Annotated in this window: 26 protein-coding genes and 2 pseudogenes; 10 read left to right on the top strand and 18 right to left on the bottom strand. The window is 60.4% G+C overall.

Going from position 1 to position 26880, the window contains the following annotated elements; all coding sequences use genetic code 11:
- Positions 1 to 329: 329 nt before the first annotated feature.
- The 8 genes from QRN36_RS20895 to QRN36_RS20860 all read right to left on the bottom strand — a co-directional run bounded on the left by QRN36_RS20895 (position 330) and on the right by QRN36_RS20860 (position 9481).
- Positions 330 to 1118 carry a secretin N-terminal domain-containing protein gene (locus QRN36_RS20895; protein WP_285425805.1) on the bottom strand — a complete coding sequence of 263 codons (789 nt, stop codon included), beginning with the start codon at positions 1116 to 1118 and terminating at the stop codon, positions 330 to 332.
- A gap of 165 nt (positions 1119 to 1283) precedes the next feature.
- A complete protein-coding gene (locus tag QRN36_RS20890; protein ID WP_093466812.1) occupies positions 1284 to 1709 on the bottom strand; it encodes a GNAT family N-acetyltransferase in 426 nt (141 codons plus the stop codon).
- On the bottom strand, positions 1702 to 2868 hold the full coding sequence (locus QRN36_RS20885; protein ID WP_093466814.1) for a cupin domain-containing protein: 1167 nt from the start codon (positions 2866 to 2868) through the stop codon (positions 1702 to 1704). Before QRN36_RS20885 ends, QRN36_RS20890 begins: the two co-directional genes overlap by 8 nt.
- An 84-nt stretch (positions 2869 to 2952) precedes the next feature.
- Complete coding sequence (purB, locus tag QRN36_RS20880) at positions 2953 to 4323, bottom strand: adenylosuccinate lyase (protein WP_285425804.1); 1371 nt, start codon at positions 4321 to 4323, stop codon at positions 2953 to 2955.
- Positions 4324 to 4456: 133 nt separating this feature from the next.
- The gene (hflD, locus tag QRN36_RS20875; protein WP_074755312.1) at positions 4457 to 5077 is read right to left on the bottom strand and encodes a high frequency lysogenization protein HflD; all 621 of its coding nucleotides are present in this window, start codon (positions 5075 to 5077) and stop codon (positions 4457 to 4459) included.
- Positions 5077 to 6207: a tRNA 2-thiouridine(34) synthase MnmA gene (gene mnmA / locus QRN36_RS20870; RefSeq protein ID WP_285425802.1), complete on the bottom strand. Its 1131-nt coding sequence runs from the start codon at positions 6205 to 6207 to the stop codon at positions 5077 to 5079. The genes hflD and mnmA overlap by 1 nt, the downstream gene beginning before the upstream one ends.
- A gap of 405 nt (positions 6208 to 6612) precedes the next feature.
- Positions 6613 to 7053, bottom strand: a complete 441-nt coding sequence (locus tag QRN36_RS20865; protein WP_285425801.1) for an NUDIX hydrolase — start codon at positions 7051 to 7053, stop codon at positions 6613 to 6615.
- Between the two features lie 202 nt (positions 7054 to 7255).
- Positions 7256 to 9481 (bottom strand): NADP-dependent isocitrate dehydrogenase, encoded by a 2226-nt coding sequence (locus tag QRN36_RS20860; RefSeq protein WP_285425800.1) that lies wholly within the window; start codon positions 9479 to 9481, stop codon positions 7256 to 7258.
- Between the two features lie 481 nt (positions 9482 to 9962).
- Between QRN36_RS20860 and QRN36_RS20855 the strand changes: the two genes are divergently transcribed.
- The gene (locus QRN36_RS20855; RefSeq protein WP_285425799.1) at positions 9963 to 10148 is read left to right on the top strand and encodes a hypothetical protein; all 186 of its coding nucleotides are present in this window, start codon (positions 9963 to 9965) and stop codon (positions 10146 to 10148) included.
- Here QRN36_RS20855 and cspD read toward each other — a convergent pair.
- Positions 10139 to 10408 (bottom strand): cold shock domain-containing protein CspD, encoded by a 270-nt coding sequence (cspD, locus tag QRN36_RS20850; RefSeq protein WP_306470501.1) that lies wholly within the window; start codon positions 10406 to 10408, stop codon positions 10139 to 10141. The genes QRN36_RS20855 and cspD overlap by 10 nt on opposite strands.
- A 222-nt stretch (positions 10409 to 10630) precedes the next feature.
- Here cspD and clpS point away from each other — a divergent pair, with 222 nt between their 5' ends.
- Both clpS and clpA read left to right on the top strand, forming a co-directional pair.
- Entirely contained in the window at positions 10631 to 10993 is a 363-nt protein-coding gene (clpS, locus tag QRN36_RS20845; protein WP_074755300.1) for an ATP-dependent Clp protease adapter ClpS, read from the top strand.
- A gap of 29 nt (positions 10994 to 11022) precedes the next feature.
- Positions 11023 to 13293, top strand: a complete 2271-nt coding sequence (clpA, locus tag QRN36_RS20840; RefSeq protein WP_285425797.1) for an ATP-dependent Clp protease ATP-binding subunit ClpA — start codon at positions 11023 to 11025, stop codon at positions 13291 to 13293.
- A gap of 263 nt (positions 13294 to 13556) precedes the next feature.
- Here the strand turns inward: clpA and infA are convergent, their stop codons facing one another.
- From infA to aat, 3 genes are all read right to left on the bottom strand, one after another.
- Entirely contained in the window at positions 13557 to 13775 is a 219-nt protein-coding gene (infA, locus tag QRN36_RS20835) for a translation initiation factor IF-1 (protein WP_002553999.1), read from the bottom strand.
- 101 nt (positions 13776 to 13876) lie between these two features.
- Entirely contained in the window at positions 13877 to 14584 is a 708-nt protein-coding gene (locus tag QRN36_RS20830) for an arginyltransferase (RefSeq protein WP_093466831.1), read from the bottom strand.
- Positions 14585 to 14631: 47 nt separating this feature from the next.
- Positions 14632 to 15321, bottom strand: coding sequence for a leucyl/phenylalanyl-tRNA--protein transferase (gene aat / locus QRN36_RS20825; RefSeq protein WP_373568777.1), 690 nt, complete (start codon positions 15319 to 15321; stop codon positions 14632 to 14634).
- 438 nt (positions 15322 to 15759) lie between these two features.
- On the opposite strand from aat, the gene ftsK reads away from it, so the two are divergent.
- From ftsK to cysG, 6 genes are all read left to right on the top strand, one after another.
- The gene (ftsK, locus tag QRN36_RS20820; protein ID WP_285425795.1) at positions 15760 to 18165 is read left to right on the top strand and encodes a DNA translocase FtsK; all 2406 of its coding nucleotides are present in this window, start codon (positions 15760 to 15762) and stop codon (positions 18163 to 18165) included.
- Positions 18166 to 18240: 75 nt separating this feature from the next.
- Positions 18241 to 18864 carry an outer membrane lipoprotein chaperone LolA gene (gene lolA / locus QRN36_RS20815; protein WP_285425794.1) on the top strand — a complete coding sequence of 208 codons (624 nt, stop codon included), beginning with the start codon at positions 18241 to 18243 and terminating at the stop codon, positions 18862 to 18864.
- Positions 18865 to 18883: 19 nt separating this feature from the next.
- Positions 18884 to 20206, top strand: a complete 1323-nt coding sequence (locus QRN36_RS20810; RefSeq protein ID WP_285425793.1) for a replication-associated recombination protein A — start codon at positions 18884 to 18886, stop codon at positions 20204 to 20206.
- Positions 20206 to 20580 carry a fluoride efflux transporter CrcB gene (gene crcB / locus QRN36_RS20805; protein WP_093466843.1) on the top strand — a complete coding sequence of 125 codons (375 nt, stop codon included), beginning with the start codon at positions 20206 to 20208 and terminating at the stop codon, positions 20578 to 20580. Before QRN36_RS20810 ends, crcB begins: the two co-directional genes overlap by 1 nt.
- Positions 20581 to 20609: 29 nt before the next feature.
- Positions 20610 to 21890 (top strand): serine--tRNA ligase, encoded by a 1281-nt coding sequence (serS, locus tag QRN36_RS20800; RefSeq protein ID WP_285425792.1) that lies wholly within the window; start codon positions 20610 to 20612, stop codon positions 21888 to 21890.
- A complete protein-coding gene (cysG, locus tag QRN36_RS20795; RefSeq protein ID WP_285425791.1) occupies positions 21891 to 23285 on the top strand; it encodes a siroheme synthase CysG in 1395 nt (464 codons plus the stop codon).
- A gap of 89 nt (positions 23286 to 23374) precedes the next feature.
- Here the strand turns inward: cysG and QRN36_RS20790 are convergent, their stop codons facing one another.
- The 5 genes from QRN36_RS20790 to tusC form a co-directional block, all read right to left on the bottom strand.
- On the bottom strand, positions 23375 to 24376 hold the full coding sequence (locus QRN36_RS20790; RefSeq protein ID WP_285425790.1) for a glutathione S-transferase family protein: 1002 nt from the start codon (positions 24374 to 24376) through the stop codon (positions 23375 to 23377).
- A 97-nt stretch (positions 24377 to 24473) separates the two neighbouring features.
- Positions 24474 to 25475: a glycosyl transferase family protein gene (locus QRN36_RS20785; RefSeq protein WP_285425789.1), complete on the bottom strand. Its 1002-nt coding sequence runs from the start codon at positions 25473 to 25475 to the stop codon at positions 24474 to 24476.
- Entirely contained in the window at positions 25472 to 25807 is a 336-nt protein-coding gene (locus tag QRN36_RS20780; protein ID WP_093466854.1) for a TusE/DsrC/DsvC family sulfur relay protein, read from the bottom strand. Before QRN36_RS20780 ends, QRN36_RS20785 begins: the two co-directional genes overlap by 4 nt.
- Positions 25804 to 26103, bottom strand: coding sequence for a sulfurtransferase complex subunit TusB (gene tusB, locus QRN36_RS20775; RefSeq protein WP_285425788.1), 300 nt, complete (start codon positions 26101 to 26103; stop codon positions 25804 to 25806). Before tusB ends, QRN36_RS20780 begins: the two co-directional genes overlap by 4 nt.
- Positions 26103 to 26465, bottom strand: a complete 363-nt coding sequence (tusC, locus tag QRN36_RS20770) for a sulfurtransferase complex subunit TusC (protein WP_285425787.1) — start codon at positions 26463 to 26465, stop codon at positions 26103 to 26105. Before tusC ends, tusB begins: the two co-directional genes overlap by 1 nt.
- Between tusC and QRN36_RS27710 the strand changes: the two are divergent.
- Positions 26392 to 26580 (top strand): annotated as a pseudogene (locus QRN36_RS27710) (hypothetical protein); the annotation flags it as partial. The gene tusC and the pseudogene QRN36_RS27710 sit on opposite strands and share 74 nt — an antisense overlap.
- Here QRN36_RS27710 and tusD read toward each other — a convergent pair.
- A pseudogene (tusD, locus tag QRN36_RS20765) lies at positions 26491 to 26859 on the bottom strand (sulfurtransferase complex subunit TusD); the annotation flags it as partial. The pseudogenes QRN36_RS27710 and tusD sit on opposite strands and share 90 nt — an antisense overlap.
- Positions 26860 to 26880: the final 21 nt, after the last annotated feature.

The following is a 26880-nucleotide window of genomic DNA, read 5'->3' as shown; positions in this document are numbered from 1 at the left end:
GATTTGTGTCTGACTGGAGGGTTGTAGGACCGGCTTCAGCCGGGAAGAGGTCGGTACATCCGCCGCAGATGCGGTGACAGGTCGTCAGTCATCGCGGGCAAGCTCGCTCCCACGGATTTGTGTCTGACTGGAGGGTTGTAGGACCGGCTTCAGCCGGGAAGAGGTCGGTGCATCCGCTGGAGATGCAGTGACAGGTCGTCAGTCATCGCGAGCAAGCTCACACCTACAGGTTTGAGTGTCAGCTCGGATGCCAGGTAATGCCGCAGCGTTCTGGTGAGAGCGTCAGCTCAATTGCCGGGTGATGCTGCGACATCCTGGTGGGTGTGGGCTCAATCGAGGCTGTCGACTTTCACGCGCAGGGTCATGTCGTCACGGCCTTGAGTGGAATAGCGCTGGGTCACGCCCTGTTCGTTGGCGCGGGACTGATCGCTCACCCCGGCCAGGGTGATCCATTCGCCCAGTCGACCACTGACCTGAGTGTCGGTGCTCTGCACCTTGATGGCGTCGGCCCGCTGTTGGCTCATGCGGTCGTTGTTGGTGGTGATGCTCAGGTGAACGGTGTCGCCGGTGACGTTGGCGGTGACGTAGAAACCTTGCGTGACGTTGCGATATTGCGTGTTCGTCTGCGGGTAGCCATAGCCGTCCGATTGCACGGTGGTGATGGGAATGCTCTGGCCCACCTGAATCAGTGCAGGCGTGCCCTCGTTGGCCTGAACCTGTTGCTGGCCGCCATCACGGCTGGCCGTGCCGTAGTTGATGATGCGCGTCTGACCGTTGACGCCGGTGCGGCCGTTTTGCGACCGAATGGTGCCGTTGACCGAATAACCCTGATCGTTCTGCACAGTGCTGTCGCTGGTGTCCACCGTGATCAGCAGGCGCCGCGGCGCGGTGTCCAGTTGAGACAGCAGGTCGCGCAACTCACTGATCTTGCCCGGCTCGGCGTTGACGATCAGCTTGTTGCCGTAAGCATTGGCGGTGCCTTCGTTGCCCAGAAAGGATTTCACCGTCGGCATCAGATCATCGCTGGTGCGATTGTTCAGGGGGATGACTTCAGTGGCGGCAACTGCCGCGAAGCTGCAAGCCAACAGCATTGAAGCGAGCAGGGTGCGTAACGACATCGGTGGATTCTCCGCGAGGGCACATCAAAGCAGTGAGTTTGCCAGTTTGTCGGCCTGGACATGACCAAATTGAATCGCAGACAGCAGAACGCCCCGGCGTTCTTGTATCAGCATAGCCAGCTGAGGCAAGAACGACGGGGCGTTCAAAGGCGGCAGCGCCCTTGCTTATGCCGAATGCCGGACCATGTCCACGTGCGGCAGGCCGGCTTCGAGGAACTCTTCGCTGATCACCGTGAAGCCAAAGCGCTCATAGAACGCCGTTGCATGAACCTGAGCGCTAAGCTTCTGCTCTTTCAGATCACGATTCTCCGCTTCGCTGATCACCGCGGTCAGCAAGGCGTCGCCTACCTTCAGGCCGCGCCAGTCCTTGAGAACGGACAGCCTGCCGATCTCGCCATCGGGTAACAGCCGCGCCGTCCCGACCGGGTAATCGCCTTCGTGGGCGAGAAAGTGCAGGGCACCTGCATCCTCGGCGTCCCACTCAAGCTCCGGCGGAACCGATTGCTCGGCAATGAACACGGCTTCGCGAATGCGCCGGATGTCGGCGTTATCTTTCTGCCAGTCGGCTACCCGTACGCGGATCTTATTCATCGGCAAACCCCAGACTTCCTTGTTTGACCAGCTCGCAGAGCAGGTTGCGACCGTCGTCATCTGCCAGCCACTGGCCCAGATTATCGAAATGCAGTGCATCGGCGGCGCAGATCATTTTCAGCAGCTCGCGCAAATGGCCTGGCAGCAGGCGGCTCTGGCCGCTGGCGAACAGTAACAGGTCGTCGTCGACTTCCGACCACGCCAGGCGCGCGCTTGGGTTGCGGATCAGTACGGCGCCCTGTTCCAGGCTGTCGAGCAGTTCGGTGTCGTCCAGTTCAGGGCCGACGACCAGTTCAGGGTAACGCGGCTCGGTCATGAACTGGCCAAACCAGGTCAGCAGCAGGCGTTCGTCGCCCATGTGTTCGGCCAGCAACGCTTTCAGCCGGTCCAGCGCGTCGTGCTGAATCTGATGCGGATCGCTGACCGGCTGGGCGTCGGCGTCGGTATAGCGCTCTTCGTCCGACATGAACTGGCTCAGGAAATCGGTGAAGTGCGTCAGCACTTCGGCCGCGCTCGGGGCGCGGAAACCCACCGAGTACGTCAGGCAGTCGTCCACTGCAACACCCCAGTGCGCCAAGCGCGGCGGCAGGTACAGCATGTCGCCCGGCTCCAGCGTCCACTCTTCGCCGCCCTGGAAGTCAGCGAGAATGCGCAGGTCGGCGTGCTCCAGCAGAGGGCTTTCGGTGTCGCACATCTGGCCGATTTTCCAGTGGCGCTTGCCGTGGCCCTGCAGCAGGAACACATCATAGTTATCGAAGTGCGGGCCGACGCTGCCGCCCGGCGCCGCATAGCTGATCATCACATCGTCGATGCGCCAGCTGGGCAGAAAGCGGAAGTGCTCCAGCAGCTCGCCGACTTCAGGGACGAACTGGTCGACGGCCTGAACCAGCAGCGTCCACTCGGTTTCCGGCAGCTTGCTGAATTCGTCTTCCGCAAACGGGCCACGACGCAGCTCCCAGGGGCGCTCGCCGTTCTCGATGATCAGGCGCGACTCGACTTCTTCTTCCAGCGCCAGACCCGCCAGTTCGTCAGGGTCGATTGGGCTTTGAAAGTCCGGAATCGCCTGGCGGATCAGCAGCGGTTTCTTCTGCCAGTAGTCGCGCAGGAATTCGCGAGCCGAGATGCCACCAAGCAACTGAAGAGGAGTATCAGGATTCATGTGTAACCTATTGAAAAAAGGTATTTTTCAGACCGGAATAAAAACGCCCGGCTCAGCCGGGCGTTCAGAGCGTGTAGGGTGCGATCAGATGCGCTTGGCTTGAGCCACGGCGTTGCCGATGTAATTCGCAGGCGTCAGCTTTTTCAGCTCGGCCTTCGCTTCGGCAGGCATGTCGAGGCCGTCGATGAACGTCTGCAGCGCTTCAGGGCTGATGCCCTTGCCGCGGGTCAGCTCTTTGAGCTTCTCGTACGGGTTCTCGATGTCGTAGCGGCGCATGACGGTCTGGATTGGCTCGGCCAGTACTTCCCAGCACGCGTCCAGGTCGGCGGCGATCTTCTGCTCGTTCAGCTCCAGCTTGCCGATACCTTTGAGGCTCGCTTCGTAGGCAATCACGCTGTGAGCGAAGCCCACGCCGAGGTTGCGCAATACGGTGGAGTCGGTCAGGTCGCGCTGCCAGCGGGAAATCGGCAGCTTGCTCGCCAGGTGCTGGAACAATGCGTTGGCGATGCCCAGGTTGCCTTCGGAATTTTCGAAGTCGATCGGGTTGACCTTGTGCGGCATGGTCGAGGAGCCGATTTCGCCAGCGACGGTCTTCTGCTTGAAGTAACCCAGGGAAATGTAGCCCCAGATGTCGCGGTCGAAGTCGATCAGGATGGTGTTGTAACGCGCGATCGCGTCGAACAGTTCGGCGATGTAGTCGTGCGGTTCGATCTGAGTGGTGTAAGGGTTGAAGCCCAGGCCCAGCTCGTCTTCGATGAAGGCGCGTGCGTTGGCTTCCCAGTCGATGTCCGGGTAGGCCGACAAGTGTGCGTTGTAGTTGCCGACAGCGCCGTTGATCTTCCCGAGCAGCGGAACTGCGGCGACCTGCGCGATCTGGCGCTCCAGGCGGTACACGACGTTCGCCAGTTCCTTGCCCAGCGTGGTCGGCGAAGCCGGCTGACCATGAGTGCGCGACAGCATCGGTACGGCAGCGAAACGGATCGCCAGCTCGCGGATCGACTCAGCGATCTGGCGCATCAGTGGCAGCAGCACGGTGTCGCGGCCTTCGCGCAGCATCAGGGCGTGGGACAGGTTGTTGATGTCCTCGCTGGTGCAGGCGAAGTGGATGAATTCGCTCACCTTGGCCAGTTCAGGCAGCTTGGCGGCCTGTTCCTTGAGCAGGTACTCGATGGCCTTGACGTCGTGGTTGGTGGTGCGCTCGATCTCTTTCACACGCTCGGCGTGCTCCAGCGCGAAGTCATCGGCCAGCGCGTCGAGAATGGCGTTGGCTTCGGCGGAGAAGGCCGGGACTTCAGAGATTTGCGGGTGAGCCGCCAGGCGTTGAAGCCAGCGAACCTCGACGAGGGCGCGAAAACGGATCAGGCCGTATTCGCTGAAAATAGGGCGCAGGGCCTGGGTTTTGCCGGCGTAGCGGCCGTCTACAGGGGAAACCGCAGTGAGCGAAGAAAGCTGCATGGGGTGTTCTCGGACAGTCGGGCAACGAAAAGGGGCGCGTATCATACATGAAAATTCGGTCCAGCCGAGGCCGGGTTACCGCCATGGAGGGCGCCGTGAGGGGTAAATCCTGTGTAGCGCAGTGCTCGCCGGATCAGCCGTGGAGCAAGGGATACAGTTCTTTCAATAACTTGCGACGGCTGATGACCAGTTGCCAGCGATGCCCGCCCACTTGTCGCCAAAGTCGCGCACAGCGTATTCCGGCCAGCAGCAGCGCACGGATTTTCGAGGCGTTGTTCGGCTGTTGCAGGTTGCGCATGTCGCCATGCACCTGAATGCGCTGGCGCAGTGTGCTCAACGTGTCCTGATACAGCGCGCCACTGGCAGCGATGACGTTCTCGTGAACGATCCCGAAGTGTTCGACCTGGGACTTGATCTGCGGCAGACGCTTGCCGATGGTGTCGAGCATGTCGTCGCGCTTGGACAGTTGACGCTCCAGCCCCAGCATCGCCAGGGCATAACGCAGTGGCTCGCGCTGCAGGGTGCCGGGGTCACGCTCCAGAGCGCTGGCAAGGGCGCGATAGCCTTCGCGCAGGTTCAGGTCGTCGCCGCCGAACACATCGAGTGTGTCCTTGGGGTCCATCACCAGCAGTCCGCCCAGCAGGCAGCCGACCGCCGCCTCGCTGGCCTGCCCGGTCTTGGCGATGCGGTCCACCAGCACCGCGGCCTGAAACACGCCGCCCAGGGCGGTCAGTTGCTCTTGGATCGGACTCATCAACGAGCGTCCTTGCTGTGCCAGGGTTCGGCGGTTTCGATGACGCCGCCGCCCAGGCAGACTTCGCCGTCGTAAAACACCACGGACTGACCGGGCGTGACCGCGCGCTGTGGCTCGTCGAAGGTGGCGCGGTAGCCGGTGGCGGTGCGTTCCAGCGTGCAGCTCTGGTCGCTCTGCCGGTAACGCACTTTGGCAGTCAGCTGGCGCGGCGTGCTGAGGTCGATCGGGTTGACCCAGTAGATCTCCGAGGCGAGCAGGGCGCGGGAGAACAACCATGGGTGCTCGTTGCCCTGGCCGACGATCAGCTCGTTGTGTTCCAGATCTTTGACCAGCACATACCAGGGTTCATCCCCGGCATCCTTCAGTCCGCCGATGCCCAGTCCCTGACGCTGACCGATGGTGTGGTACATCAGGCCCGCGTGGCGCCCGATGACTTCGCCTTCGGTGGTCTTGATTTCGCCCGGCTGCGCAGGAAGGTACTGCTTGAGGAAGTCGGTGAAACGACGTTCGCCGATGAAGCAGATGCCGGTAGAGTCCTTTTTCTTCGCGGTCGCCAGCTGGTACTTCTCGGCGATGGTGCGCACTTCGGGCTTCTCCAGTTCGCCGACCGGGAACAAGGTCTTGGCGATCTGTTCGCCGCCGACGGCGTGCAGGAAGTAGCTCTGATCCTTGTTCGGGTCCAGGCCCTTGAGCAGTTCGGTACGGCCATCGATGTCGCGACGGCGCACGTAATGACCGGTGGCGATCAGGTCGGCGCCGAGCATGAAGGCGTAGTCGAGAAAGGCTTTGAACTTGATTTCGCGGTTGCACAGGATGTCCGGGTTCGGCGTGCGGCCGGCCTTGTATTCCTCGAGGAAGTGCTCGAAGACGTTATCCCAGTATTCGGCAGCGAAATTCACGGTGTGCAGCTTGATGCCGATCTTGTCGCACACCGCCTGAGCGTCCGCGAGGTCGTCCATGGCGGTGCAGTATTCCGTTCCGTCGTCTTCTTCCCAGTTCTTCATGAACAGGCCTTCCACCTGATACCCCTGCTCCATGAGCAGAAGGGCGGAGACCGAAGAATCCACGCCGCCGGACATGCCGACGATGACGCGCTTCTTTTCTGTGTTGGAAAAGGCTGAATCAGACATAGGAATTCGATGGGTAGTCTGGAAAAGGACGCGATTCTATCAGGGAGTCGGCGTCAAGGCTAAAAGCTATTCAGTTGCGCTGACGCAATGCATGGGAAGAGAGGAACGGCTTCAGCGAGAGCAGGGCTGAGTGAGCACCCTGAATGTTGTGGTGTGAAACCGGACGCCTTCCCGGCTAAAGCCGGTCCTACGATGACGTGCGCCTGTCGGTTCCCGGCTAAAGCCGGTCCTACGATGACGTGCGCTTGTCGGTTCCCGGCTAAAGCCGGTCCTACGATGACGCGCGCTTGTCGGTTCCCGGCTAAAGCCGGTCCTACGATGACGTGCGCCTGTCGGTTCCCGGCTAGAGCCGGTCCGGGTGAGAATGCGTTTCAGTAGGACCGGCTTTAGCAGGGAAGGCGCCGTTCAATCGCGCACGACATCCATGCTGTGAACCGGGCCGGCCAGGTAATCGTCGATGCATTGCAGCACCAGTTCGCTGCGCCAGCGTTCGGGCTGGCTGACCAGTTCGTCGCGGGTGAGCCACGGGGCGCCGACGATGCCGGTGTCCAGCGGCTGATCGAGATGATGATTGATCGCCTTGGCCGAAAAACACACGCGCTGATAGGTCACGCCATTGCTGGGCGCGGTGTACAGATAGATGCCGACGACACCGGTCAGCTCGACGTCCCAACCCGTTTCTTCGAACGTTTCACGGATGGCGGCTTCGCGCAGGGTTTCGTTGGCTTCCAGGTGACCGGCGGGTTGGTTGAGCACCAGCTTGCCGTTTTTCAATTCTTCGACGAACAGGAAGCGGCCGTTGTCTTCGATGACGGTTGCGACCGTGATGTGGGGTTGCCAAGTCATTCGAGATCTCCTCGGTTAATGTAGGAGCAATCCGAGTTTGCGAGGGTCGCGATCGCGGTGTTCCTGACACGCCGCATCGCGACCCTCGCAACCTCCGATTGCTCCTACAGGGAATCGTGTGCGTCACAAAAAAAGAAAGCCCCGACACATGGCCGGGGCTTTCATGATGCGTTCGGCGGGGTGAACCGCCGACCTGTCAACCTTACTTCAACGCGTTGATCGCGTCGTTGAGGGTTTTGCTAGGCCGCATGGCTTTGCTGGCCAGTTCTGGCGTGGCGAAGTAGTAACCGCCGATGTCCAGTGGCTTGCCCTGAACGCCGTTCAGTTCGGCAACGATGGTTGCTTCATTGTCGGCCAGGGTTTTCGCCAGTTGGGTGAACTTGGCTTGCAGCTCTTTATCTTCGGTCTGAGCGGCCAGGGCCTGAGCCCAGTAGGTCGCCAGGTAGAAGTGGCTGCCACGGTTGTCGATACCGCCAACCTTGCGCGATGGCGACTTGTTGTTGTCCAGGAACTGGCCGGTGGCTTTGTCCAGGGCAGTGGCGAGTACCAGCGCTTTCGGGTTGTCGTAGACGTTGCCCAGGTGCTCAAGGGAAGCCGCCAGTGCCAGGAATTCGCCCAGCGAGTCCCAGCGCAGGAAGTTCTCTTCGTTCAGCTGCTGAACGTGCTTCGGAGCCGAACCGCCGGCGCCGGTTTCGAACAGGCCGCCGCCGTTCATCAGCGGGACGATCGACAGCATTTTCGCGCTCGTGCCCAGTTCCATGATCGGGAACAGGTCGGTCAGGTAGTCACGCAGGACGTTACCGGTCACCGAGATGGTGTCCTTGCCGGCGCGGATACGCTCCAGCGAGGTTTTCATCGCGTCGACAGGCGACTTGATGGTGATGTCCAGGCCGCTGGTGTCGTGGTCTTTCAGGTACTTCTCGACCTTCTTGATCATCACGGCGTCGTGCGCGCGCTGTGGGTCCAGCCAGAAGATGGCAGGGGTGTTGCTCAGGCGCGAACGGTTGACGGCCAGTTTGACCCAGTCCTGGATCGGCGCGTCCTTGGTCTGGCACATGCGCCAGATATCGCCCGCTTCGACGTTCTGTTCCATCAGGACCTGGCCTTTGTCGTCGGTCACGCGGACCACGCCGTCGGTTTCGATCTGGAACGTCTTGTTGTGCGAGCCGTACTCTTCGGCTTTCTGCGCCATGAGGCCAACGTTCGGCACGCTGCCCATGGTGGTCGGATCGAAGGCGCCGTTTTTCTTGCAGTCTTCGATCACTGCCTGATAGATGGTGGCGTAGCAGCGATCCGGGATCACGGCCTTGGTGTCCTGCAGGACGCCGTCGTTGTTCCACATCTTGCCGGAATCACGAATCATCGCAGGCATCGAGGCGTCAACGATGACGTCGCTCGGCACGTGCAGGTTGGTGATGCCCTTGTCGGAGTTGACCATCGCCAGAGGAGGGCGGGTGGCGTAAACGGCTTTGACGTCCGCTTCGATCTGCGCCTGCTGGTCGGCTGGCAGATTCTTGATGCGGGCGTACAGGTCGCCGATGCCGTTGTTCAGGTTGAAGCCGATTTCCTTCAGGACTTCAGCGTGCTTGTTCAGCGCGTCCTGATAGTACTCGGCGACGATCTCGCCGAACATGATCGGGTCAGAGACCTTCATCATGGTGGCTTTGAGGTGAACGGAGAACAGCACGCCCAGCTTCTTGGCGTCTTCGATTTCCTTGGCGACGAATGCGCGCAGCGCTTTCTTGCTCATGACTGCGCAGTCGATGACTTCGCCAGCCAGCACCGAAGTCTTGTCCTTCAGCACGGTGGTGCTGCCGTCTTTGCCGATCAGTTCGATCTTCACCGCACCTGCGGTTTCGATCAGGGAAGACTGCTCGCTGCCGTAGAAATCACCATTGTCCATGTGGGCAACATGGGATTTGGAGTCGGCAGCCCAGGCGCCCATCTTGTGCGGGTGCTTGCGGGCGTAGTTCTTCACCGAAAGCGGCGCGCGACGATCAGAGTTACCTTCACGCAGAACCGGGTTCACGGCGCTGCCTTTTACTTTGTCATAGCCAGCCCGGGCTGCCTTGTCGGCTTCGGTCACGACTTCATCCGGATAGTCCGGCACGTCGTAGCCCTTGGCTTGCAGTTCCTTGATCGCGGCCTTCAGTTGCGGAACCGATGCGCTGATGTTCGGCAACTTGATGATGTTGGCTTCCGGCGTCGTCGCCAGCTCGCCCAGCTCTGCCAGATCGTCGGAAACCTTCTTGTCGCCCAGCTGCTCGGGGAAGCTGGCCAGAATACGGGCTGCAAGAGAGATGTCGCGGGTTTCGACGGTGATGTCGGCGGAGGAGGTGAAGGCTTCGATGATGGGAAGCAGTGAGTAGGTGGCGAGGGCAGGCGCTTCGTCGGTGAAGGTATAGATGATCTTCGAGCGGTTGGACATTTTTGGGATAACTCTCTTCTTTGCTGAGCGTACACAAAATTTCGATATGCGCAGGGTAGGCACTTTCGCCCAAAGTATCGATGAGCCGAAAGTCGAGAATTTCGTCGCGTGATATGGGGTAGATCAGTCGAGCATCAAGCAGCCGGGCTGCGGTAACAGCGCGGCTTGTCGAGGGCTGAAAGTCTCGTTCCAGATGGCTCGGCCCCCAATGACCCTACGGTCACCGGCGCGAGTATATCACCGGTCCCGACCATTGATACGATACCCGTGTGAACGCGTTGCGCTCGCAGCGATTGGTTCAGTGCCGTCGGTCGGGCCTTGAAAATTCTCGCTGATCGCCACAGGCCACGGCCTGCTTGCCCTGCGTCAACCTGACGCAGTCCGGATGGTGCAGTGTCGGACACTCGGATTGCAAGTCGGATTTCGACTAAAGGAGCATTCGATCCAAGCGGCTTTCAAGCTGTCGGCGGATGGAAAGAACATGCACAAAGCGTTGGCCGCAGACTTGGGCCGTTTGCCAGGCCAGAGTGATGTCTTTGTCGGCCGCGCCTTCCGCGTCACCTTATTTATAGGCAGGCCAAATTGTGCAGACGAAAAAAAGCCGGTCGGCTTTCGTAAGCCGACCGGCTTTAAGGTCTCGCGCGTGAACGGTCCGGCTCAGGCGTGATCTTTGCTGTGTTCGTGATGCGTTTCGTGCTGATCGATCGTCTCTTTGGTGGCGGATGGGTGCGCAGTGATGTCCACTGCATGCAGCCCTTTGGGACCCTGGGTGATATTGAACTGAACCGGTTGCCCGGCCTTCAGGGTCTTGTAGCCGTCCATTTTGATCGCCGAGTAATGGGCGAACAGGTCTTCGGACTTGCCGTCCTCAACGATGAAGCCATACCCCTTGGCGTTGTTGAACCACTTGACCTTACCGCTTGACATAGTCACATCCCTCTGCAAAGGACTCCGATGGGAGTATCATCACCTCTCATCCGCCGGACCTAAAAAATTTTGGTTGACTGCGCGGACCCTTTTTACCCAATGTGGGTTCTATTGTTTGTAACACCGATTAGCCGATAGTCAAGGTCACGCAGCGGTCCAGTTGAAAACCGGTATGACTGCGACTACTTATTTCAATTACGTCCCCTGTGAACCTTCTTTACCATGCATGCAATCAGCAAGATTCGACTAACATTCAATCAGGATGATCCGCAATCCCATGAGGACGACGCGGCGGGCATCGCTGTACAGGAAGCCAAGCCGACATTGCAGGTGCCACCGATGTACAAGGTGGTTTTGTTCAACGATGACTACACCCCGATGGATTTCGTTGTCGAAGTGCTCGAGGTGTTTTTCAACCTGAATCGTGAGCTGGCCACCAAGGTCATGCTGGCCGTCCATACAGAGGGACGGGCAGTCTGTGGATTGTTTACCCGCGACATCGCCGAGACCAAGGCAATGCAGGTCAACCAATACGCCAGGGAAAGCCAGCATCCGCTACTCTGTGAGATCGAGAAGGACGGTTAACGCCGGACACTTGGGTATGAGGTGAAGCTATGTTAAACCGTGAGCTCGAAGTCACCCTCAATTTGGCTTTCAAAGAGGCCCGCTCCAAACGTCATGAATTCATGACGGTCGAGCACCTCCTGCTGGCCCTATTGGACAATGAGGCTGCCGCCACTGTTCTGCGTGCCTGCGGCGCAAACCTCGACAAACTCAAACACGACCTCCAGGAGTTCATCGACTCCACCACGCCGCTGATCCCCGTACACGATGAGGATCGCGAGACCCAACCCACTCTGGGCTTCCAGCGTGTGCTGCAACGTGCCGTGTTTCATGTGCAGAGTTCCGGCAAGCGTGAAGTCACCGGCGCCAACGTGCTGGTGGCAATTTTCAGTGAACAGGAAAGTCAGGCGGTGTTTCTGCTCAAGCAGCAGAGCGTTGCCCGTATCGATGTCGTCAACTACATCGCTCATGGCATTTCCAAGGTGCCTGGGCATGGCGATCACTCTGAAGGTGAGCAAGATATGCAGGACGATGAGGGCGGTGAGTCTTCTTCCTCAGGCAATCCTCTGGATGCCTATGCCAGCAACCTGAATGAACTGGCTCGTCAGGGCCGCATCGATCCGTTGGTGGGCCGTGAGCTTGAAGTCGAGCGCGTCGCTCAGATTCTCGCGCGCCGTCGCAAGAACAATCCGCTGTTGGTCGGTGAGGCAGGCGTCGGCAAGACTGCCATCGCCGAAGGCCTGGCCAAACGCATCGTCGACAATCAGGTGCCGGATCTGCTGGCCAACAGTGTCGTCTATTCGCTTGATCTCGGAGCCCTGCTGGCGGGGACCAAATACCGTGGTGATTTCGAGAAGCGCTTCAAGGCCCTGCTGGGCGAATTGAAGAAGCGTCCGCAGGCGATCCTGTTCATTGACGAAATCCACACCATCATTGGCGCCGGCGCTGCATCGGGCGGTGTGATGGACGCGTCCAACCTGCTCAAACCGCTGCTGTCTTCGGGTGATATCCGTTGCATCGGTTCGACCACGTTCCAGGAATTCCGCGGCATCTTCGAAAAAGACCGCGCGCTGGCCCGTCGCTTCCAGAAAGTCGACGTGTCCGAGCCTTCGGTCGAGGACACCATCGGCATTCTGCGTGGCCTCAAAGGTCGCTTCGAGCAGCACCACAACATCGAGTACAGCGATGAAGCCCTGCGTGCAGCGGCCGAACTCGCGTCGCGCTACATCAATGATCGTCACATGCCCGATAAGGCCATTGACGTGATCGACGAGGCGGGGGCTTTCCAGCGTCTGCAGCCTGTGGAAATGCGCGTCAAGCGCATCGAAGTGGCTCAGGTCGAGGACATCGTCGCCAAGATCGCGCGGATTCCGCCGAAACACGTCAACAGCTCCGACAAAGAGCTGCTGCGCAACCTTGAGCGCGACTTGAAGCTCACGGTTTTCGGTCAGGACGCGGCGATCGATTCGCTGTCGACGGCGATCAAGCTGTCGCGAGCTGGCCTGAAGTCGCCGGACAAGCCCGTCGGTTCGTTCCTGTTCGCAGGTCCGACCGGTGTCGGTAAGACCGAAGCGGCGCGTCAGCTGGCGAAAGCGCTGGGCATCGAACTGGTTCGTTTCGACATGTCCGAGTACATGGAGCGCCACACCGTGTCGCGTCTGATCGGTGCGCCGCCAGGCTATGTCGGTTTCGACCAGGGCGGTCTGTTGACCGAGGCGATCACCAAGCAACCGCATTGCGTGCTGCTGCTCGATGAGATCGAAAAGGCGCATCCGGAAGTCTTCAACCTGCTGTTGCAGGTGATGGACCACGGTACGCTCACCGATAACAACGGCCGCAAGGCGGACTTCCGCAATGTGATCGTGATCATGACCACCAACGCCGGTGCCGAAACCGCTGCGCGGGCTTCGATTGGTTTCACCCATCAGGACCACTCGTCCGATGCGATGGAAGTCATCAAGAAGAGCTTCACGCCGGAATTCCGGAACCGCCTGGACACCATCATTCAATTCGGTCGCCTCAGTCACGAGGTCATCAAAAGCGTGGTGGACAAGTTCCTTACCGAACTTCAGGCGCAACTGGAAGACAAGCGTGTGCTGCTCGAGGTGACGGATGCGGCCAGAAGCTATTTGGCGGAAGGCGGTTACGACGCGGCCATGGGCGCTCGTCCGATGGCACGTCTGATCCAGGACAAGATCAAGCGTCCACTGGCCGAGGAAATTCTCTTCGGCGAGTTGTCCGAGCATGGCGGTGTGGTACACATCGACTTCAAGGACGGCGAGATCACGTTCGATTACGAAACCACGGCGGAAATGGCCTGACGTTTGATCGCGATACAGCAGAAAGGCGCCGATTGGCGCCTTTCTGCTTTGGGGTGAACGGCGTTGGGCAGTGGTTGACTTGAGAACGTTACTTTGAAGCCCTTCGGGCCTATTCGCGAGCAAGCTCGCTCCCACACCGTTTGCATCGTGCCGTAGTCAGAGGGACCGAGTGATCCCCTGCCGGCGCACTGAACGGATGGATCGGGCGAATCCCGCGCCAACAAAAACGCCCGGCATGTGCCGGGCGTTTTTGTTAAGACCTGTTAGCGGGCGCGGTAAGTGATGCGCCCTTTGCTCAAGTCGTAGGGCGTCAGCTCAACGCGGACCTTATCGCCGGTAAGAATACGAATGTAGTTCTTGCGCATCTTGCCGGAGATGTGCGCGGTTACGACGTGCCCATTTTCCAACTCCACACGGAACATGGTGTTGGGCAGGGTGTCGACGACAGTGCCTTCCATTTCGAAGCTGTCTTCTTTCGACATGCAGTAAAGCCCTCGGTATCCAATGAATGGCCCGGTGCAAACGGCAGCCAGGCAAAAGCGGGCTGCATTGTGCCCGAAAAGTGGGGGTCAAGCCAAGGGCTTCAGTAAAGAGTGACCCATCTTTGATTGGTCAGCAGCTCGATCGGTCGATATTGAGTCTTGTAATTCATCTTTTTGCAGTTCTTGATCCAGTAACCCAGATACACGGCGTGCAACTGCAGGCGCGCGGCTTCGGCGATCTGCCAGAGAATCGCGTAACGGCCAAGACTGCGCCGCTCTTCGGACGGCTCGTAAAAGGTGTAAACGGCCGACAGTCCGTTGGGCAGCAGGTCCGTGACCGCGACGGCGAGGAGCCGACCTTCCACGCGGAATTCGTAAAACCGTGAGAACGGCAGGTCGCGCACCAGAAACGTCGAGAACTGGTCACGACTGGGCGGGTACATGTCGCCATCGGCATGGCGTTGCTCGATGTAACGCTGATAGAGGTCGAAGTATTCCTCACTGAAATGAGGCTTGGTGCTGGTGACTTCGATGTCGGCGTTGCGCTTGAAAATGCGCTTTTGCTGGCGATCGGGAACGAACAGTCCTACGGGAATCCGCGCAGGCACGCAGGCGCTGCAATTCTGGCAGTGCGGGCGGTAGAGATGATCGCCACTGCGGCGAAACCCCATGTCGGAGAGGTCGGCGTAGACCTGAACATCCATCGGCTGGCTGGGATCGAGAAACAGCGTAGTGGCTTGTTCCTCGGGCAGGTAGCTGCAGGAGTGGGGTTGAGTGGCATAGAACTTAAGCCGCGCCAGCTCGGTCATGATCAACCCTCGAGAAAAACTTTAGATAAGAGTGTATGCCAGGCGAATCAAAATCGCCTAGGTAGCCAGTCGGCGGAATTCTCCGCATCCAGGTGTCCGTGCAGATATTCGGCGAAGCTCTGGCGCGGGATCGAGCGGGCGCCCAGGCTTTGCAGGTGCTGGGTCGGCATCTGACAGTCGATCAGCACGAAGCCCCATTGCCGCAAGTGGTCGACCAGCGTGACGAAGCCCACCTTCGAGGCGTTGTCGGCCCGGCTGAACATCGACTCACCGAAAAACAGCTGCCCCATCGCCAGCCCGTATAGCCCGCCGACCAGCCGCTGCCCATCCCAGACTTCAACGCTGTGAGCGAATCCCCGCGCGTGCAGTTCGATATAAGCAGCCTGCATGGAGCCCGTTATCCACGTGCCGTCGGCGTAGTCGCGAGGTTCGGCGCAGGCCTGAATCACCCCAGCGAAATCCTGATCGAACGTCACTTGATAGCGCTGCTGGCGCAGAACCTTGTTCAAGCTGCGCGAGACGTGCAATTCCTCGGGAAACAAAACGGTGCGCGGGTCCGGCGACCACCAGAGGATTGGCTGGCCTTGCTGATACCAGGGAAAGCAGCCGTGCCGATAGGCCTGAACGAGCCGGTCGGCTGACAGGTCTCCACCCGCGGCGAGCAAGCCGTTGGGTTCGCGGGTGGCTTTCTCCAGCGCAGGGAAATCAAGATTGTCGCGTTGTAACCAGGTCAGCATGGCGTCGAGACTTTACGAGAGGGGAGGGGAGAGCGCGCGGGTGTGCAACTCCAGGCCATCAGCGCGGTCACAGGCGGTTGACCGTCGCAGCATTGGATGGATGTCGGGGAGATTTGAACGCTTCGCATCAGGCATGGCCGTTGGACAGTAGTGTGGTGTGGGAACAACACGTCATAACCCTTTGTCGGCAAAGAAAATGCGTGCTCAAATCATCTGTTGTTATCCAGGCTTGAAGATCTGCAAGGTCCACGCCAGACTAACGTGGCGTAGGGCGTGCAAATCCGTACAATGCCCGTTGTTGTTTAACCTCTTTTCAAGTCACCTGTCGAGCGCGCGTTCAACCTCACCGTTGTTCCCGACGCCGTTCAGGGATCGGTCAGCACTATTCGTATAGTCAACCATTAGATGTTCGCGCTTGCGCGCAGGAATTGAAGCGTTTTGAAGAAATCCACCGCAGCACCCAGCCCCGTTCCGCTCTGGCGGCAGCATTTGCACTACCGACTCAAGGAAGGTGCGCTGATCGCGTTCGGCGCCTTGTGCCTGTATCTGATGATGGCCTTGTTGACCTACGATCAGGCCGATCCGGGCTGGAGCCATACCAGCAGCTCCGTTCAGGTACAGAACGCTGCCGGTCGCGCCGGTGCGTTCTCTGCCGACATCCTCTTCATGGTGCTGGGCTACTTCGCCTACATCTTTCCGTTGTTGCTGGGTGTGAAAGCGTATCAGGTGTTCCGCCAGCGCCATGACCCGTGGCAGTGGAGCGGCTGGCTGTTTTCCTGGCGCCTCATCGGCCTTGTGTTCCTGGTCCTGGCCGGCGCGGCGCTGGCGCACATCCATTTCCATTCCGCCTCGGGTCTGCCGGGTTCTGCGGGTGGCGTGCTGGGCGAAGTGCTGGGCGATCTGGCCAAGCGCGCGCTGAATGTTCAGGGCAGCACGCTGCTGTTCATCGCACTCTTTCTGTTCGGCCTGACCGTGTTCACCGATCTGTCCTGGTTCAAGGTGATGGACACCACCGGCAAGATCACGCTGGACCTCGTCGAGTTGTTCCAGGGCGCGATCAATCGCTGGTGGACGGCGCGCAATGAACGCAAGCAGATGGTCGCCCAATTGCGCGAAGTCGACATGCGTGTCGACGAGGTGGTGGCGCCCGTCGCACCGGACCGGCGCGAGCAGGCGAAGGCCAAAGAGCGTCTGATCGAACGCGAACAGGCACTGAGTGAGCACATGACCGCCCGTGAAAAGCACGTGCCTGCGGTCATTGCTCCCGCGCCGGTCCGCCCGCCCGAGCCGAGCAAGCGCGTGCAGAAAGAAAAGCAGGTGCCGTTGTTCGTCGACAGCGCCGTAGAAGGCACCTTGCCCCCGATCTCGATCCTCGATCCGGCGGAAAAGAAACAGCTCAACTATTCGCCCGAGTCGCTGGCAGCCGTCGGCCATTTGCTGGAAATCAAGCTCAAGGAATTCGGCGTCGAGGTCTCGGTGGACTCGATTCACCCTGGCCCTGTGATCACCCGCTACGAGATTCAGCCCGCGGCCGGCGTCAAGGTCAGCCGCATCGCCAACCTGGCGAAGGATCTGGCGCGTTCGCTGGCAGTGACCAGCGTGCGGGTGGTCGAGGTGATTCCGGGCAAGACCACGGTCGGCATCGAAATACCTAACGAAGACCGCCAGATCGTGCGGTTTTCCGAGGTGCTGTCGACGCCGGAGTACGACAATTTCAAATCGCCGGTCACGTTGGCGCTGGGCCACGACATCGGCGGCAAGCCGATCATCACCGACTTGGCCAAGATGCCGCACTTGCTGGTGGCCGGTACGACCGGTTCCGGTAAGTCGGTGGGCGTGAACGCGATGATTCTGTCGATTCTGTTCAAGTCAGGCCCCGAGGACGCCAAGCTGATCATGATCGACCCGAAAATGCTCGAGCTGTCGATCTATGAAGGCATTCCGCATCTGCTGTGTCCGGTGGTCACCGACATGAAAGACGCCGCCAACGCCCTGCGCTGGTCGGTGGCGGAAATGGAACGTCGCTACAAACTGATGGCCAAGATGGGCGTGCGTAACCTGTCGGGCTTCAACCACAAGATCAAGGAAGCGGAAGAGGCGGGCACTCCGATTGCCGATCCGCTGTACCACCGCGAAAGCATTCACGACGAAGCGCCGCTGCTGACCAAGCTGCCGACCATCGTCGTGGTGGTCGACGAGTTCGCCGACATGATGATGATCGTCGGCAAGAAGGTCGAAGAGCTGATCGCCCGGATCGCCCAGAAGGCGCGTGCCGCCGGTATTCACCTGATTCTGGCGACCCAGCGTCCTTCCGTTGACGTGATCACGGGTCTGATCAAGGCCAACATTCCAACGCGCATGGCGTTCCAGGTGTCGAGCAAGATCGACTCGCGCACGATCATCGACCAGGGCGGCGCCGAGCAGTTGCTGGGGCACGGTGACATGCTTTACATGCCTCCGGGCACCAGCCTGCCGATCCGGGTTCATGGCGCCTTCGTTTCCGACGATGAAGTGCATCGCGTCGTCGAAGCCTGGAAACTGCGCGGCACCCCGCAATACAACGACGACATCCTCAACGGTGTCGAAGAGGCGGGCAGTGGGTTTGAAGGTGGCGGCGGCGGTGGCGACGGTGATGACAGCGAAAGCGATGCGCTGTACGACGAGGCGGTCAAGTTCGTGCTTGAAAGCCGACGCGCATCGATCTCCGCGGTTCAGCGCAAATTGAAAATCGGCTACAACCGCGCCGCGCGCATGATCGAAGCCATGGAGATGGCCGGCGTCGTGACAGCGATGAACACCAACGGCTCGCGGGAAGTGATTGCACCAGCCCCCATGCGTGACTGACACTTTACGTCACGAGTGACTGGACGGCGCCACCATGGCGCCGTCCGGCTTTAACTGAACTCAAAGAGGAATCCCATGCGTCTTATCCGCATGCTGTTGGCATCTGCACTGGCTTTTTCCGCTATTCCGGCCCACGCCGACGCCAAGGACGTGGCGCGCCTGACCCAGTTGCTGGAAAACTCTAAAACCCTCTCCGGCAACTTTTCTCAGTTGACCCTCGACGGCGGCGGTACACAGTTGCAGGAAACCACCGGCGATATGGTCTTGCAGCGTCCGGGCCTGTTCTACTGGCACACCAATGCGCCGCAGGAACAGACCATGGTGTCCGACGGCAAGAAGGTCACGCTGTGGGACCCGGATCTTGTGCAGGCCACCATCAAGACCCTCGATCAGCGCCTGACCCAGACCCCGGCCCTGCTGCTGTCCGGCGACGTCTCGAAAATCAGCGATAGCTTCGATATCACGGCCAAGGAAGCGGGCGGCGTGATCGACTTCGTGCTCAAGCCCAAATCCAAGGACACGCTGTTCGACAACCTGCGCCTGTCGTTTCGCAACGGCATGATCAATGACATGCAACTGATCGACAGCGTGGGCCAGCGCACCAATATCCTGTTCACCGGTGTCAAGGCGAACGAGTCTGTGGCGGCGAGCAAATTCCAGTTCCAGATCCCGAAAGGCGCTGACGTCATTCAGGAATAAGAGGTTTCAACGGTCGTTCATGGATCTGTTCAGCAGTGAGCCGATAGCCCAGCCTCTGGCCGCGCGTTTGCGTGCGACCAATCTGGATGAGTATGTCGGTCAGCAACATTTGCTCGCCCACGGCAAGCCCTTGCGCGAAGCGCTGGAGCAGGGCGCGCTGCACTCCATGATTTTCTGGGGGCCGCCGGGCGTGGGGAAAACCACGCTGGCGCGCCTGCTGGCCAAGGTATCGGATGCGCATTTCGAAACGGTGTCGGCCGTGCTGGCGGGCGTCAAAGAAATCCGCCAGGCCGTCGAAGTCGCCAAGCAGCAGGCAGGCCAGTACGGTCGCCGCACCATTCTGTTCGTCGACGAAGTGCACCGGTTCAACAAGTCGCAGCAGGACGCTTTTCTGCCATACGTGGAAGACGGCACGCTGATCTTCATCGGTGCCACCACTGAGAACCCCTCGTTCGAGCTCAACAACGCGTTGCTGTCCCGCGCCCGCGTGTATGTGCTCAAAAGCCTCGACGAAGCGGCGCTGCGTCAATTGGTCAATCGCGCATTGACCGAGGAGCGTGGGCTGGGCAATCGTCATCTGACCTTGGGCGATGAAGCTTTCAGCACATTGCTGGCGGCTGCCGACGGTGATGGCCGACGCATGCTCAACCTGTTGGAGAACGCCTCCGACCTCGCCGAAGACGGCAGCGAAATCGAACCGGAGTTGCTGGCGAGCCTGCTGGGCGACAGCCGTCGTCGTTTCGACAAGGGCGGGGAAGCCTTCTACGATCAGATTTCAGCCCTGCACAAATCCATTCGCGGTTCCAACCCGGACGCGGCGCTGTACTGGTTCGCGCGGATGATCGACGGCGGTTGCGATCCGTTGTACTTGGCGCGCCGCGTGGTGCGCATGGCCAGCGAAGACATCGGCAATGCCGATCCTCGCGCGCTGCCGCTGTGCATGTCGGCCTGGGATGTGCAGGAGCGGCTCGGCAGTCCTGAAGGTGAATTGGCCGTCGCGCAGGCCATCGTCTATCTGGCGTGCGCGCCGAAAAGCAATGCGGTGTACATGGGCTTCAAAATGGCCATGCGCGAGGCCACCGAGCACGGTTCGCTGGAGGTGCCGCTGCATCTGCGTAACGCGCCGACCAAGCTGATGAAGCAGCTCGGTTACGGCGAAGAGTACCGCTACGCCCATGACGAGCCTGATGCCTATGCGGCGGGGGAAGACTACTTCCCGCAGGAACTCGAGCCACGTCAGTATTATCAGCCGGTGCCCCGTGGTCTGGAGCTCAAAATCGGCGAAAAGCTCAAGCATCTGGCTGCGCTCGATCGCGCCAGTCCCCGCCAGCGGAGAAAATAGTGATTCAGACGATTCTTGCGGTGTCGATTGCCGGCATCGCTGGTACATTACTGCGTTTCGCGGCAGGCACTTGGGTGTCTGCCAACTGGCCTCGGCACTTCTACACCGCGACGCTGGCCGTCAACCTGGTGGGATGCCTGATCATCGGCCTGTTGTATGGATGGTTTTTACTGCGCCCGGAAGTGCCGATCGAGGTCCGTGCCGGCCTGATCGTCGGTTTCGTCGGCGGCCTGACGACGTTTTCGTCTTTTTCTCTGGATACGCTGCGCTTGCTGGAAAGCGGTCAGGCGCCACTGGCCATCGGCTATGCGGCAGTCAGCGTGTTCGGCGGGCTGCTTGCCACCTGGGCCGGCCTGTCCCTGACCCGAATTTAATAAACCCGATTCAATAACGAGGCAACGATATGCTCGACTCCAAACTGTTACGTACCCAGCTTCAGGACGTAGCGGATCGCCTGGCTTCCCGGGGCTTCACACTGGACGTAGCCCGCATCGAAGCGCTGGAGAACCAGCGCAAGACCGTGCAGACCCGCACTGAGCAGCTTCAGGCCGAGCGTAATGCCCGTTCCAAATCCATCGGCCAGGCCAAACAGCGTGGCGAAGACATCGCGCCGTTGATGGCCGATATCGACCGCATGGCCGAAGAGCTGAGTACCGGCAAGAAAGAGCTGGATGGCATTCAGTCAGAACTCGACGCCATTTTGCTGAACATGCCGAACCTGCCTCATGAATCCGTGCCGGTCGGTGCCGATGAAGAAGAAAACGTCGAAGTGCGCAAATGGGGCACGCCTGCTGCGTTCGATTTCGAGGTCAAGGATCACGTGGCGCTGGGCGAAAAGTTCGGCTGGCTGGATTTCGAAACTGCCGCCAAGCTTTCTGGCGCACGCTTTGCCCTGTTGCGCGGTCCGATCGCCCGACTGCACCGCGCGCTGGCGCAGTTCATGATCACCCTGCACATCAACGAGCACGGCTACGAAGAGGCCTACACCCCTTATCTGGTTCAGGCGCCTGCGCTGCAGGGCACCGGTCAATTGCCGAAGTTCGAAGAGGATCTGTTCAAGATCGCCCGCGAAGGCGAAGCCGATCTTTACCTGATCCCGACCGCCGAAGTCTCGCTGACCAATATCGTCTCCGGCGAAATCCTCGACGCCAGGCAGCTGCCGTTGAAGTTCGTCGCTCACACGCCGTGCTTCCGCAGTGAGGCGGGCGCATCGGGCCGCGACACGCGCGGGATGATCCGTCAGCACCAGTTCGACAAGGTCGAGATGGTGCAGATCGTCGAGCCCGAGAAATCCATGGAAGCGCTGGAAAGCCTGACCGGCAACGCCGAACGCGTGCTGCAGTTGCTGGAATTGCCTTACCGTGTGCTGGCGCTGTGCACCGGCGACATGGGCTTCAGTGCAGTGAAAACCTACGACCTGGAAGTGTGGATTCCGAGCCAGGACAAGTACCGCGAAATCTCGTCGTGCTCCAACTGCGGCGATTTCCAGGCCCGTCGCATGCAGGCGCGCTGGCGCAACCCGGAAACCGGCAAGCCGGAGCTGGTTCACACCCTGAACGGTTCCGGGCTGGCGGTCGGTCGTACGCTGGTGGCGGTGCTGGAAAACTATCAGCAGGCCGACGGTTCGATCCGTGTGCCTGATGTGCTGAAACCCTGGATGGGTGGCATCGAGGTCATCCGCTAAATGGAATTTCTGCCACTGTTCCATAACCTGCGGGGCGCCCGGGTTCTGGTCGTGGGCGGCGGCGAGATTGCCTTGCGCAAATCTCGGCTGCTGGCTGACGCCGGAGCGGTGCTGCGCGTGGTTGCACCCCAGATTGGCGCAGAGTTGCACGAGCTGATCGACAGCAGCGGTGGCGAGGAATTGTTGCGCGGCTACAGCGAAGCCGACCTGGACGGTTGCGTGCTGATCATTGCCGCGACCGATGACGAGCCGCTCAACGCGCAGGTTTCCGCCGATGCGCGTCAGCGGGGCGTGCCGGTCAATGTGGTGGATGCGCCTGCGCTGTGCAGTGTCATCTTCCCGGCGATTGTCGACCGTTCGCCCTTGGTCATCGCCGTCTCCAGTGGCGGCGATGCACCCGTCCTGGCACGGCTGATTCGCGCCAAGATGGAGAGCTGGATTCCGCCCACCTACGGACACCTCGCTGGACTGGCCGCGCGTTTTCGGCATCAGGTGAAAAACCTGTTTCCGAACGTGCAGCAGCGCCGGGCCTTCTGGGAAGAGGTGTTCCAGGGACCCATCGCTGATCGGCAGCTCGCAGGGCAGGGTGCGGAAGCGGAGCGTCTGCTGCAGGCCAAAATCGATGGCGAGGCGCCTGCGGCCACCGGTGAGGTGTATCTGGTCGGCGCCGGGCCGGGTGATCCCGACCTGCTGACCTTCAAGGCGTTGCGCCTGATGCAGCAAGCTGATGTCGTCCTCTACGACCGTCTGGTTGCACCGGCGATTCTCGAACTGTGCCGTCGCGATGCGGACCGGATTTATGTCGGCAAGCAGCGCGCCGATCACGCGGTGCCTCAGGATCAGATCAACCAGCAACTGGTTGCGCTGGCCAGGCAGGGCAAGCGCGTGGTGCGGCTCAAGGGCGGCGATCCGTTCATCTTTGGCCGTGGTGGCGAGGAAATCGAAGAGTTGGCGGCCCACGGCATTCCGTTTCAGGTGGTACCGGGCATCACTGCGGCCAGCGGATGCGCCGCCTACGCCGGTATTCCGCTGACCCATCGCGATTACGCCCAGTCCGTGCGTTTCGTCACCGGTCATCTGAAGAACAACACCACCGACCTGCCGTGGAAGGATCTCGTGTCACCCGCTCAGACGCTGGTGTTCTACATGGGGCTGATCGGCCTGCCGATCATCTGCAGCGAATTGATCCGCCATGGTCGCGGCGCAGACACACCGGCCGCGCTCATTCAGCAAGGAACTACGTCCAATCAGCGCGTGTTCACCGGCACGCTCGCCAACCTGCCGCAACTGGTGGCGGAGCATGAAGTGCATGCACCGACGCTGGTGATCGTGGGGGAAGTCGTCACGCTGCGTGACAAGCTGAAGTGGTTCGAAGGGGCGCAAGCTAGCATCTGATCAGCGCCGCTGGCGGATGCCAGGCGCGCTGCTGACCTGTTTCGATCAGGCCAGCCGCGCCCCTGTGCTTTGCAGCACAAGCAGGTGGATCAGGCGTGTTGCAGGATGCCTTTACCGCTCAAACGCGCACGGTCGTGTTCGCCACTGAAGTCCTGCGCCGGGCCTTTCGGCACCACGCCCGTCGGGTTGATGGTGACGTGGCTGGCGTAGTAGTGATGCTTGATGTGTTGGAAATCGACGGTGTCGGCGACGCCCGGCAATTGATACATCTCGCGAACCCAGTTGCTCAGGTTCGGATAATCCGCGATCCGCCGCAGGTTGCACTTGAAGTGGCCGTGATAGACGGCGTCGAAGCGAATCAATGTGGTGAACAGGCGAACATCGGCTTCGGTCAGGTATTCGCCCGCCAGATAACGCTTGCTGTCCAGCAACGTCTCCAGCTTGCCGAGTTCGCCGAACACGTCATCGAACGCCTCTTCGTACGCACCCTGAGACGTCGCGAAACCGGCGCGATAAACGCCGTTGTTCACCGCAGGGTAGATCTCGTCGTTCAAACGGTTGATTTCCGGGCGCAGCGCTTCGGGGTACAGATCCAGCGTGTTGCCGGTCAGACCGTCGAACGCTGAGTTGAACATGCGGATGATTTCCGACGACTCGTTACTGACGATGCGCTGAAGCTTTTTGTCCCACAGCACTGGAACCGTCACACGGCCCGTGTAATCGGGCGTGTCGGCGAGGTAGCGCTGGTACATGAACGTGTGGCCATCGAGCGGATCGCCCGTCGAGCCTTTCTGCTGGTCGAAGGTCCAGCCGTTTTCGCGCATCAGCCAGCTGACAACCGACACGTCGATCAGCTCCTCAAGGCCTTTGAGTTTGCGCACGATCAGCGTCCGATGGGCCCAGGGGCAGGCGAGCGAAACGTACAGGTGGTAACGGCCGGCTTCAGCCTTGAAGCCGCCTTCGCCGGAAGGGCCAGGGCGGCCGTCTGCGGTCACCCAGTTACGGCGCTTAGCCTGTTCACGCTGAAACGCGCCGTCTTTGCTGCTTTCATACCACTGGTCTTGCCAGCGTCCTTCAACGAGAAGGCCCATGTCTGACTCCAAATAGATGTGTACAGATGTACGTTGGAGATCAGTCTAAAGAGAATCGTTCGAACAAATAGCGCAAAGAATGGGCGGTAATAATCGATTAAATCGATTTATTCCGGTTTGCCCAGAATTGCTCGGCGCGTTCGAACGCTTCGGGCCTTGGCATGCCCAGGCCCCGCAATGCCAGCGCGATCGTGGCGATCAGTGCCAGCTGCGGATAGCTGTCCTGCGCTTCGCCCTTCCAGATGGCAATCAGTTGCTGCGGATCGAGGGTCGCGGGTTTGACATGACGACGATCGGACAGCGCCGGCCACTCTTCGTCCCAGGTCTGACCCGCTGTCGTGCCGTAGAGGTGACTGATGGTGTCCGGGTTGATTTCGATTTCACCGCCGTCGCCCTTGATGACGATGGCGTGATCGCCCAGCAGGCTGCTCGCGTCGCGGTGCACAGCCTGATAGCCCGGATGGAAAATGCTTTGCAAGCCACAGCGGGCCCCGAGCGGATTTAGGATGCGCGCCAGAGAGTGGATCGGCGAGCGCAGCCCCAGCGTGTTGCGCAGGTCGATCATGCGCTGCAACTGCGGCGCCCAGTCGCCTAGCGGGATGAATGCGATGTTCTGTTGTTCGAGCGCCTGACCGACCGCTTGCCAGTTGCGGCACAGCGGGATACTTAGCAGATCAAGCAGTTGCTCGCTGTAGAGACGGCCCGCAGTATGAGCGCCGCCACCATGCATCAGCACCCGCACGCCGTTCTGCGCGAGGCATTTGGCGGCCAGCAGGTACCAAGGCAGATGGCGCTTCTTGCCGGCGTAGGTCGGCCAGTCGATGTCGACCGCCAGCGGCGGCGCGTTCAGTCGTTCGCGCACCGCTGCGGTGAAACCCGCGAGTTCCTCCGCGCTTTCTTCCTTGTGGCGCAGCAGCATGAGGAAGGCGCCAAGCTGGGTGTCCTCGACCTTCTGATCGAGCACCATGCCCATCGCTTCGCGGGCCTCCTCGCGCGTCATGTTGCGCGCGCCGCGTTTGCCTTTGCCCAGGATGCGCACGAACTGTGCGAACGGGTGTTCGGCGGGCGTTTCGGTCACGAGTGGGGCGAAATCAGTCATAAGCAATTGGTCGGTCTGGGCAGGCCCGCCAGCTTGGCGGCAAGTTTGGCAGGAGTGCCGTTGAACAGACGGTTGAGGTGCAGGCTGTTGCCTTTTTCGGCCCCGAGCTTGAGCGCGGTGTACTTGACCAGCGGCCGTGTGGCGGGCGACAGCTGGAACTCGGCGTAGAAGTCACGCAACAGCCGCAGGATTTCCCAGTGCTCGGCGGTCAGAACAATGTCTTCCTCCAGCGCCAGGGCCTGGGCAACCTCGTCAGACCAGGCGTGCAGGTCTTCGAGGTAGCCGTCCTTGTCCAGTGCCAGGGTACGTCCTTCGACGATGAGTTGTTTCATAGCCAGGTGTTGACCTTGTCGTATTGCACTGACAATGCGACGAATCGGGGATAGTCGACAGCCGTTGCCCATTCCGGCAGTGGGAGATTTCGCGCTTTGGCGTCCTCGTCCAGCACAAACAACAACAGATTGTCGGCCCGCGCTTCCAGCGCCTGACGCGGTGCCGTCGAAGCACTGAGCGCGTACGTGGCGTCGCCGCAGAGCAGAATCGCATCGGCGCTGCCAAGCAGGCGCAGGCAGCTGTTCAGGCGCGTGTCTGTAAAAGGCGAGTGAGATAACACATGCAAAGTCGACATCAGAGCGTAATCACCTGGTCGTAACGGTCAATGAGCGCGGCGATCTCCTGATCGCGCAGGACCTGCAGCGGCTCGACGTTCAGTTCAGTTGGGCCCATCCCACGCTCGGCCAGGCTGGTGTGGCAGGCAAACAGATCATCGACGCCAAACATCGAAAGCGCCTGCAGGTTGGCGGTGATGTCTTTCTGCTGCAGCTCGCCGGCGGCCTGGGCGGGCAGCAGCTGCAACACGCCGTCGTCCAGAAATAGCATCGCCAGCGGGAGATCGAACGCGCCGCCTGCAAGGGCGATGTCCAGCGCTTCGCGAGCACTTGGCCCGGTCCATGGCGCCTGCCGACTGATGATCAACAATGACTTCGCCATGTCATGGCCCTCCAAAGCAGATCAGACGATCGGCCGATTGCACCGCATCGTGCAACTGGCCCAGACCGGACAACTCCCAAGGCGCTGCGAGATTGACGGCCGGGCGCGAGTAACGCCGGGCTTCGTCCGCGTCGAGAACGCCACGGCGCAGGGCAGCGGCGATGCAGACGACGCCGTCCAGTTGATTGTCTGTCACAAAGTCCCGCCACTGCGCCGCGACGTCCTGTTCATCCTGCGGCGTCACAACGCTGGAGGACGCGCTGTGCACGCCATCCTGGTAGAAAAACAGCCGCACGATTTCATGGCCGCCTGCCAGGACCGCCTGCGCGAACAGCAAGGCCCGGCGCGACGAGGGCGCGTGAGCAGGGGAGTAGAGGGCAATCGCGAACTTCATGGGCGGCTCGGCAGCAAAACG

The organism is Pseudomonas sp. efr-133-TYG-103a (assembly GCF_030209235.1).
Taxonomy (GTDB): Bacteria; Pseudomonadota; Gammaproteobacteria; order Pseudomonadales; family Pseudomonadaceae; genus Aquipseudomonas.
This window is presented reverse-complemented; position numbering and strand designations above follow the sequence as displayed.

Coding starts and splice junctions, on each gene's coding strand:
- QRN36_RS20885 (WP_093466814.1), bottom strand. CDS start 2,868: ATGAATCCTGATACTCCTCTTCAGTTGCTTGGTGGCATCTCGGCTCGC.
- QRN36_RS20890 (WP_093466812.1), bottom strand. CDS start 1,709: ATGAATAAGATCCGCGTACGGGTAGCCGACTGGCAGAAAGATAACGCC.
- QRN36_RS20855 (WP_285425799.1), top strand. CDS start 9,963: ATGCACAAAGCGTTGGCCGCAGACTTGGGCCGTTTGCCAGGCCAGAGT.
- mnmA (WP_285425802.1), bottom strand. CDS start 6,207: ATGTCTGATTCAGCCTTTTCCAACACAGAAAAGAAGCGCGTCATCGTC.
- QRN36_RS20780 (WP_093466854.1), bottom strand. CDS start 25,807: ATGAAACAACTCATCGTCGAAGGACGTACCCTGGCACTGGACAAGGAC.
- lolA (WP_285425794.1), top strand. CDS start 18,241: ATGCGTCTTATCCGCATGCTGTTGGCATCTGCACTGGCTTTTTCCGCT.
- QRN36_RS20860 (WP_285425800.1), bottom strand. CDS start 9,481: ATGTCCAACCGCTCGAAGATCATCTATACCTTCACCGACGAAGCGCCT.
- QRN36_RS20810 (WP_285425793.1), top strand. CDS start 18,884: ATGGATCTGTTCAGCAGTGAGCCGATAGCCCAGCCTCTGGCCGCGCGT.
- clpA (WP_285425797.1), top strand. CDS start 11,023: ATGTTAAACCGTGAGCTCGAAGTCACCCTCAATTTGGCTTTCAAAGAG.
- serS (WP_285425792.1), top strand. CDS start 20,610: ATGCTCGACTCCAAACTGTTACGTACCCAGCTTCAGGACGTAGCGGAT.
- purB (WP_285425804.1), bottom strand. CDS start 4,323: ATGCAGCTTTCTTCGCTCACTGCGGTTTCCCCTGTAGACGGCCGCTAC.
- infA (WP_002553999.1), bottom strand. CDS start 13,775: ATGTCGAAAGAAGACAGCTTCGAAATGGAAGGCACTGTCGTCGACACC.
- aat (WP_373568777.1), bottom strand. CDS start 15,321: ATGCTGACCTGGTTACAACGCGACAATCTTGATTTCCCTGCGCTGGAG.
- clpS (WP_074755300.1), top strand. CDS start 10,631: ATGCATGCAATCAGCAAGATTCGACTAACATTCAATCAGGATGATCCG.
- cysG (WP_285425791.1), top strand. CDS start 21,891: ATGGAATTTCTGCCACTGTTCCATAACCTGCGGGGCGCCCGGGTTCTG.
- QRN36_RS20895 (WP_285425805.1), bottom strand. CDS start 1,118: ATGTCGTTACGCACCCTGCTCGCTTCAATGCTGTTGGCTTGCAGCTTC.
- tusB (WP_285425788.1), bottom strand. CDS start 26,103: ATGTCGACTTTGCATGTGTTATCTCACTCGCCTTTTACAGACACGCGC.
- QRN36_RS20785 (WP_285425789.1), bottom strand. CDS start 25,475: ATGACTGATTTCGCCCCACTCGTGACCGAAACGCCCGCCGAACACCCG.
- hflD (WP_074755312.1), bottom strand. CDS start 5,077: ATGAGTCCGATCCAAGAGCAACTGACCGCCCTGGGCGGCGTGTTTCAG.
- QRN36_RS20790 (WP_285425790.1), bottom strand. CDS start 24,376: ATGGGCCTTCTCGTTGAAGGACGCTGGCAAGACCAGTGGTATGAAAGC.
- QRN36_RS20830 (WP_093466831.1), bottom strand. CDS start 14,584: ATGACCGAGCTGGCGCGGCTTAAGTTCTATGCCACTCAACCCCACTCC.
- tusC (WP_285425787.1), bottom strand. CDS start 26,465: ATGGCGAAGTCATTGTTGATCATCAGTCGGCAGGCGCCATGGACCGGG.
- QRN36_RS20865 (WP_285425801.1), bottom strand. CDS start 7,053: ATGACTTGGCAACCCCACATCACGGTCGCAACCGTCATCGAAGACAAC.
- cspD (WP_306470501.1), bottom strand. CDS start 10,408: ATGTCAAGCGGTAAGGTCAAGTGGTTCAACAACGCCAAGGGGTATGGC.